The organism is Anabaena sp. CCY 9910 (assembly GCF_963920875.1).
GTDB lineage: Bacteria > Cyanobacteriota > Cyanobacteriia > Cyanobacteriales > Nostocaceae > Trichormus > Trichormus variabilis.
The window spans coordinates 1-6,240 of the sequence record NZ_CAWUDJ010000090.1 but is presented as its reverse complement, the minus strand read 5'-3'; the positions used below and the strand labels follow the sequence as shown (position 1 = coordinate 6,240).

Genomic DNA, 6,240 nt, shown 5'->3' with positions numbered 1-6,240 from the left:
TACAGATAAGACTGTACCAATTGAAGTCTCTGAAATTTAGGAGCTTCAAACCCTTGCTGTGCCGTATTAAATTGTTGCACCAAATAATCTATAGGTTAATTGGTACATCGAGAATTGTGAAAAATATCGATTTTCAGAATGCTTATCCAGTAAGAGTTACAGCCTTAGCGTAACTATCTGTACCGTTGCTCATTTACCCCCCATAGCTCCAAAACCCGCAGTCTCTCGTTCAAAAGTTGTGGTTGACTAAGTTTTACTGTTGTTCTTATTCTTTCATATCCAAAATACTGAAAAGTATTTCTATAAAGTTTTCTGAATCTGCGAAGTAGTTTGGATAACCTTTTTTTATTTCTTCTATTGAATCTGTTTTTATTAAAACTATATCGATGTTTTCATTTTGTGTTTCCTTTTCCAACCTAGCATACTCCTCTGTAGCCTCTACTAATTCACTATTTCTAAAATGTACTATCTTTATTTCATTTATTTTGGGGTTAAGAATCAGTAAAAATATACCTTTTACTTTTCCTATATTCTCTGTCCAATTTATTAAATTTCTATAATGTAGTAATTTTCCTGTTACTTCTAACTTTTCATTTAGCTGTTTAATTTTTTCTTTATCACTATTTTCTATTTCTATTTCGTTTTCTATTTTCCCCATGCTTAACCCAACTAATTTAAAAAATTCATGCCACTCATTTTCTTCTTCTCCTGATTTTAAATGTTGTCCTGTAAAGGTATCTATGATTTCAACTGCTGTAGCCCAATAATGCTGCATTTTATTTCTTATTTGTATTTCTATTTTTAGGTCTTTAAAATCTAGATTTTTTCCACAATATTGAGATATTAAATGTATTCCTCTATAACCTGTAACTTTTGGGTTTAATATATAATCTACCTCTTTTATTATGTTAATGCTTTTTGTATTTATAATTTCCTCTTTTACTTGGTAAACATTGTTATTGTTTGGTAGTATAACTCTACACCCTCCTATATCTTGCATTGTATCAAGCTTCATATAATCAAATCTGATTAGCTTGTTCTTTATTGATGAAATTCTTTTTAATCTTTGTGTTACCACAGCTTTATCATCAATTAATTTAGCTCTATATCTTAATGAATTTTGCACACTGTTTAACGGATAAGCATGGCAAAGCCTCCAATTATTTAATATTAATAATGCTTCATCTGTAGGCATACTTTGGTGTTTGTTTATTAAACATTCGCCTGCTTTTCTTACTTGTTTTTTGCTGTAGCTTAGTTTTATTGACATCAGATATTCTTCGTACAAGTCATTAGGTCTTGAATTGTACATGGTATTTATTTCTAAGTAAATCTAGTAGTTATTTGTTTTGAATGAAATAGCTTTTCGGAGTAGCCACCAATCTTTGCCTCAAAAGTAGCGGCGCACGACAACACAAAGGTCTATTCATGCTGACCTCCGCAACTGGTTTCGGTGGGTTCCGCCTTCACTTGATTTTTTTCAGTGAACAAAAAAAATTACATTGCCATTAAACTATAGATTCTAGAATATACACTCTATATTATAGAATCTATAAAAGTAGGCTTTCTCTTTCTCAATTAATAATGATAAGAAGCATCCCAATTCGAGAGCGGTTCTTATGACAGAGCAAGAGATATTTGAACATTTATTCAGAATTGCGGATCAATCCGATGACACAGGTGGAGTGGTGAGTTCGTGCTTGGTACGACAAGGTTTTATTGTGGCTGTTGGAATCAGTTGTAACGACGGCAAACATTCAGAATATGTACTTCTGCGTCAGCTCGAACTCTCTGCTATCTCAGTTCTTCCCGACGATATCGTATATACAACAGTAGAGCCATGTGGAAAACGCACTCCTGGAGGACAAGGCGAATATATGGGGGACTGTACAACTAACTTGATTGACGCAGGTGTACGATATGTGGTTTATGCAGCTCCAGATCCAGACGCATCAGCTCAAACTCGATATAAGTTCGAGCAAGCAGGTTCCTCACTGCGTCAAGTAAACGATCCCCACATAATCCGTCAAGCAATCACGCTCTTCAACTCAACAGTAACTTCCACATCAGACGCTTTGCCCCAATAACTATCGCAGATTATAAAAATAATCAAGATTAAATAAAAAATAATCAATAATCAAGAATCAAGATTCTATAATAAAGAATTCAAAGTATAAAAACGGCAAAACCAAGCGTGGCTAGAAAATTAGCTGTTTTCAATATGAAAGGGGGGGTCGCCAAATCGACCACCGTCTACAATTTGGCTGTTGGTTTAGTTAAGTTCAAAAAGCAACGAGTGTTGATTGTTGATATCGACCCTCAAGGAAATGCCAGTGCTGCGTTAGGAATCCCCATCTGGCAGATTGATTTCCAGTTAAAAGATGTTTTGCAGCACAAAACACCGCTAGAGCAAGTGTTAGTCTCAACCGATAGCGGTGTAGATGTGCTGCCATCGAATCTTTTTCTGGCAGAAGAAGAAATACCTATATCCGGTCGTCCAGGCAGAGAACTACTGCTTAGAAAAGCGATCGCACCAATATTAGATAAATATGATTTCGTTCTCATAGATTGTCCCCCAAACATTGGAGTTTTTTCCATTAACGCGCTGATGGCAAGCGATGCGGTACTAATTCCCGTAGACATGAGCTACTTGGGACTGTTAGGTGTTCAGGGGATTGAACGTGCCTTAACTTTAGTGCGAGAACAACTAGAGCATCCCATCGAGATTGCAGGTGTGCTGGCGACTCGGTACGACCGCAGGAACAATCTCAGTAAAGAAGTATTTGATGCACTCACGAATCATTTTGGCGACAAGATGTTCACTAGTGTAATTCCTGAATCGGTGCGAATTCGGGAAGCACCTTCGCACGGACAATCTATTTTTGATTACGACAAAGATAGTGCGGGTGCTTTGGCGTATAGTCAATTAGTGGATGAGGTATATAAATGCCAGTAAATAAAGGAAAATCGTCGCGTTCGGCATTGGGTGGTAATCCTTTAGCACAAAGTATTTTCAGCAAAACTGAAGTCGAAACTCAACCACTAACCGAAGTGGAGAATAATCAAGAATCCACAAACAATAATCAAGAGTCTTTAAACAATAATCAAGAATCTAGATTCTTGATTAAATCAGAACGGGAAGCGGTAAACTTGCGCTTGCCGCTTGAGTTGAATGATTGGTTAAATGATCTCCTCAAAAAAGGTAAGCGACAGCATGGTGCAAAAATACCCAAGGAGGTTTGGGTACAGGCCGCACTGGAGTTATTTAGGGCTATGCCCGTTTCATGGTCAGAAATTGATTCCGAAGAGAGTTTGCGCGATATCCTCAAGAATCTAGAATCTAGAATAAAGAATCAAGAATAAATTTTATTTGAATGTACATCACTACCCAGAAAGAGGAATTTAGCTATGCTTACATCAATGCCGTCGCGTCTGCTGCCGGTTATTCATTCCAAATAGCACCCAGACCATTAGATTTAGTAGGGGTTGATGTAACCATTACAGGAATTGCGACACCTGGTTCTAGACGGCGAACTCGGATTGATTTGCAAGTCAAATGTACTTCCCAAAAATTACTAGATAATGACTTTGTTAAAATTCCTCTGGAAATTAAAAATTATGATGAATTAAGAAACGATAATCCCGACGATGACCCCCTGTTGTTAGTCGTTGTCTTAGTTCCTGATTTACAAGAAGATTGGCTACAACAATCGGAGACGGAGCTTTGCTTGAAGCGTTGTGCTTACTGGGTGTCGATACGCGGTCAACCACCAACTGAAAATCAAAGCACTGTCACTGTTTATTTACCCCGTCAAAATATTTTCAGTGTTGAAGTTTTGCAAGCTCTAATGCAACGAATTGCTAGAGGAGAACCAATATGATAGTTACCGTGCGTGACCCAGATATTCTCTCTAATTTAGACCCTCAGATATTAACATCTTATCTTCAAGCAAAAGGTTGGTATCAAGAAAGTCAGGTTGACAATAAAGAATCAGTTTGGATTAAAACAACTGATTCTGGTGAAGAATTTGATATTACTTTACCTCTCAATCCTGGAATCAGGTCTTATGCGCTACGGATGGCTGAGATTCTGGCAATTCTAGAAACAGTTGAAGTTCGTTCTCAGTTAGACATTGTAAGCGATTTGATCACAAAAATCCCAAATACCGAAATCCAGGGGATGGTGATTAGAGTAGCAGAACGAAATCATCCAAGTAATGTCACAATTATTGGCTTTGTTGTCGGCAAGCCTCGTCAAATTTACCTTTCTCTGAGTGAATCTGAATATAATCAAGCTCGGACTGCTTATCAGCAGAGGCTACCAGTCGTTTGTACTGGGGATTTAATTAAGGAGAATGACGATTTTGTGCTGAAAAAAATTACTAGCTTTGTTTTATATAATACTTTGACTGAGCGAGCAGCAGTTTAAAAAAGAGTGCGGCACATAAACTCAAAATTAAGAAACTCTGGTAGTTAATTTCTTACTAAGGATTGCTAAAGGCAAGAAACAGTAAGGTTTTTGAGAGGCAATGCGGCATAGCTTTATTGCGAAGCATTGGCTTACTTAAGCTATTTATGAAATCTTCGTATAAATATTGACGGAAATGCCGATGACTTACTTGCCTTGGTAAGTTTTGATTAATGGTAGTGTAATCGTATTTATTGTGCTAGTTGTAATCATTAGTACCTATGCTTAACAAATTGTACAAGATAACACTTTAAAATTAGCCCCTTCTGGATATATTAATATGAAGAACATCAATGTACAATTCGATATGCCTGATTGGGTTCAACAAGGTTTAGCTAATAACCAGTATGAACGGTTTGGTGGTGTTATTAGAGAAAATGCTAGTGGGAAAATAGTAGTTTATTTAAGAGAAACTAATTCTTTTATTAATCAATCATTGTCGAATTTGTCTAATATTGGAAGTATTGCATCTATTTTAAATTTAGGAGTAAGTGTAATAGGTTTTGCTTTAATTCTAAACAAATTAAATGATTTAGATAATCGCTTATTAGTTATTGAAAACTCGCTAAAAGACATTCAATCTAAGTTAGGAGATATAAATTACAAGATAGATTTGACCTTTAAAAGTGAACTAATAGGAGCTTTAAAGCAGCTAATTAAAGCAATATCGTTATCTGATAATTGTTTAAAGCAGCGGTTAATTATTAACATAGTCTATATTTTTGAAAAAACTACGGCAATATTCAAGGATATAACCGAGAAAAATAGTCAGAGCGCAATATTCAGTTATGAAACTTTTTGTAGTGCTTATCAAGCATATTTCCTATTCTATTTATCTTCTACTTCTTTAAGCATTTGTTATTTAGAAGTCAATGAATTAATGACAGCAGAAAAAATTTTAAAGGAGTGTATATACAGTTCAAAGGAAATTTATCAAGAAATGTTGTTACTTGATTATGATATAGATGAAGAGGATCAAGAAGAAGCTGAAGAAAAAGCAATAGAAGAGTTTTTAGATTCAATAAGAGATTCAGAATGGGAGAGTTCAATTATATTTCCTACATCTTTAGCAGAATATATTTCTGGTGGATTCAGATTAAAAGAAGATAGTGAAAATATTGAAAAAAGATGTCAAGAGCAATATACTCATACAAAACAGATGCTTAAAGATTTTAAAAATTTATTACTAAATTTAAAAAGTTTTTCCGAAGAAATTCAATACATACAAAAAGCAGATATATCTTGGTCAGAATGGAAATCTCTGAAACCAACAAACAATTTTTCTGAATCTGAGTATATATATGTAATCCCTTGCGCTGCCTCTTTGAAATAGCACTTATCAAAACTCTGCTAATAACTTGCGTAACCCTGTCCCTTGTGTGCGATCATACCTTGCCTTACACGGGGTCATCGTGCCAAAGCGGGAAAAATGTACGTTAAGGAATATGGTCAAGCTCTCAAATCCTTACTAGACTCAAGTTACAGACGAGCTTATTTTTTATTATGGGTGCAGAACTAGGTTTTAAAACCAACTTGCCCATAACGGGGAGAAAGTAGCGAAGCTGCTATGAACCGCCACGTAATGTCTGAAAGCTTTGCTACAAAAGGATTACAGAAATAAAATTGCTCTCTAACCCGAAAATCGCCAAAAAAGCTTGTTTTGGCTGTGCCAATTGAAGCATAGATTATTTGGTGCAACAATTTAATACAGTACAGCAAGGGTTTGAAGCTCCTAAATTTCCGAGACTTTAATTGGTACAGTCTTATCAGTG

7 protein-coding genes are annotated in these 6,240 nt (G+C 35.7%); 6 read left to right on the top strand and 1 reads right to left on the bottom strand.

The features are described from left to right. Positions 1-265: 265 nt before the first annotated feature. Positions 266-1,270 carry a RelA/SpoT domain-containing protein gene (locus tag ACM5QX_RS29215; RefSeq protein WP_414756708.1) on the bottom strand — a complete coding sequence of 335 codons (1,005 nt, stop codon included), beginning with the start codon at positions 1,268-1,270 and terminating at the stop codon, positions 266-268. Between the two features lie 349 nt (positions 1,271-1,619). Here ACM5QX_RS29215 and ACM5QX_RS29210 point away from each other — a divergent pair, with 349 nt between their 5' ends. From ACM5QX_RS29210 to ACM5QX_RS29185, 6 genes are all read left to right on the top strand, one after another. After that, the gene (locus ACM5QX_RS29210) at positions 1,620-2,087 is read left to right on the top strand and encodes a hypothetical protein (RefSeq protein ID WP_414756707.1); all 468 of its coding nucleotides are present in this window, start codon (positions 1,620-1,622) and stop codon (positions 2,085-2,087) included. Positions 2,088-2,194: 107 nt separating this feature from the next. After that, positions 2,195-2,956: a ParA family protein gene (locus tag ACM5QX_RS29205; RefSeq protein WP_414756706.1), complete on the top strand. Its 762-nt coding sequence runs from the start codon at positions 2,195-2,197 to the stop codon at positions 2,954-2,956. Continuing rightward, positions 2,947-3,363 (top strand): hypothetical protein, encoded by a 417-nt coding sequence (locus ACM5QX_RS29200; protein WP_414756705.1) that lies wholly within the window; start codon positions 2,947-2,949, stop codon positions 3,361-3,363. Before ACM5QX_RS29205 ends, ACM5QX_RS29200 begins: the two co-directional genes overlap by 10 nt. A gap of 11 nt (positions 3,364-3,374) precedes the next feature. Beyond that, a complete protein-coding gene (locus ACM5QX_RS29195) occupies positions 3,375-3,881 on the top strand; it encodes a DUF4365 domain-containing protein (protein WP_190709299.1) in 507 nt (168 codons plus the stop codon). After that, a complete protein-coding gene (locus ACM5QX_RS29190) occupies positions 3,878-4,429 on the top strand; it encodes a hypothetical protein (protein WP_414756704.1) in 552 nt (183 codons plus the stop codon). Before ACM5QX_RS29195 ends, ACM5QX_RS29190 begins: the two co-directional genes overlap by 4 nt. Positions 4,430-4,748: 319 nt before the next feature. Continuing rightward, on the top strand, positions 4,749-5,801 hold the full coding sequence (locus ACM5QX_RS29185) for a hypothetical protein (RefSeq protein ID WP_414756703.1): 1,053 nt from the start codon (positions 4,749-4,751) through the stop codon (positions 5,799-5,801). Positions 5,802-6,240 lie beyond the last annotated feature (439 nt).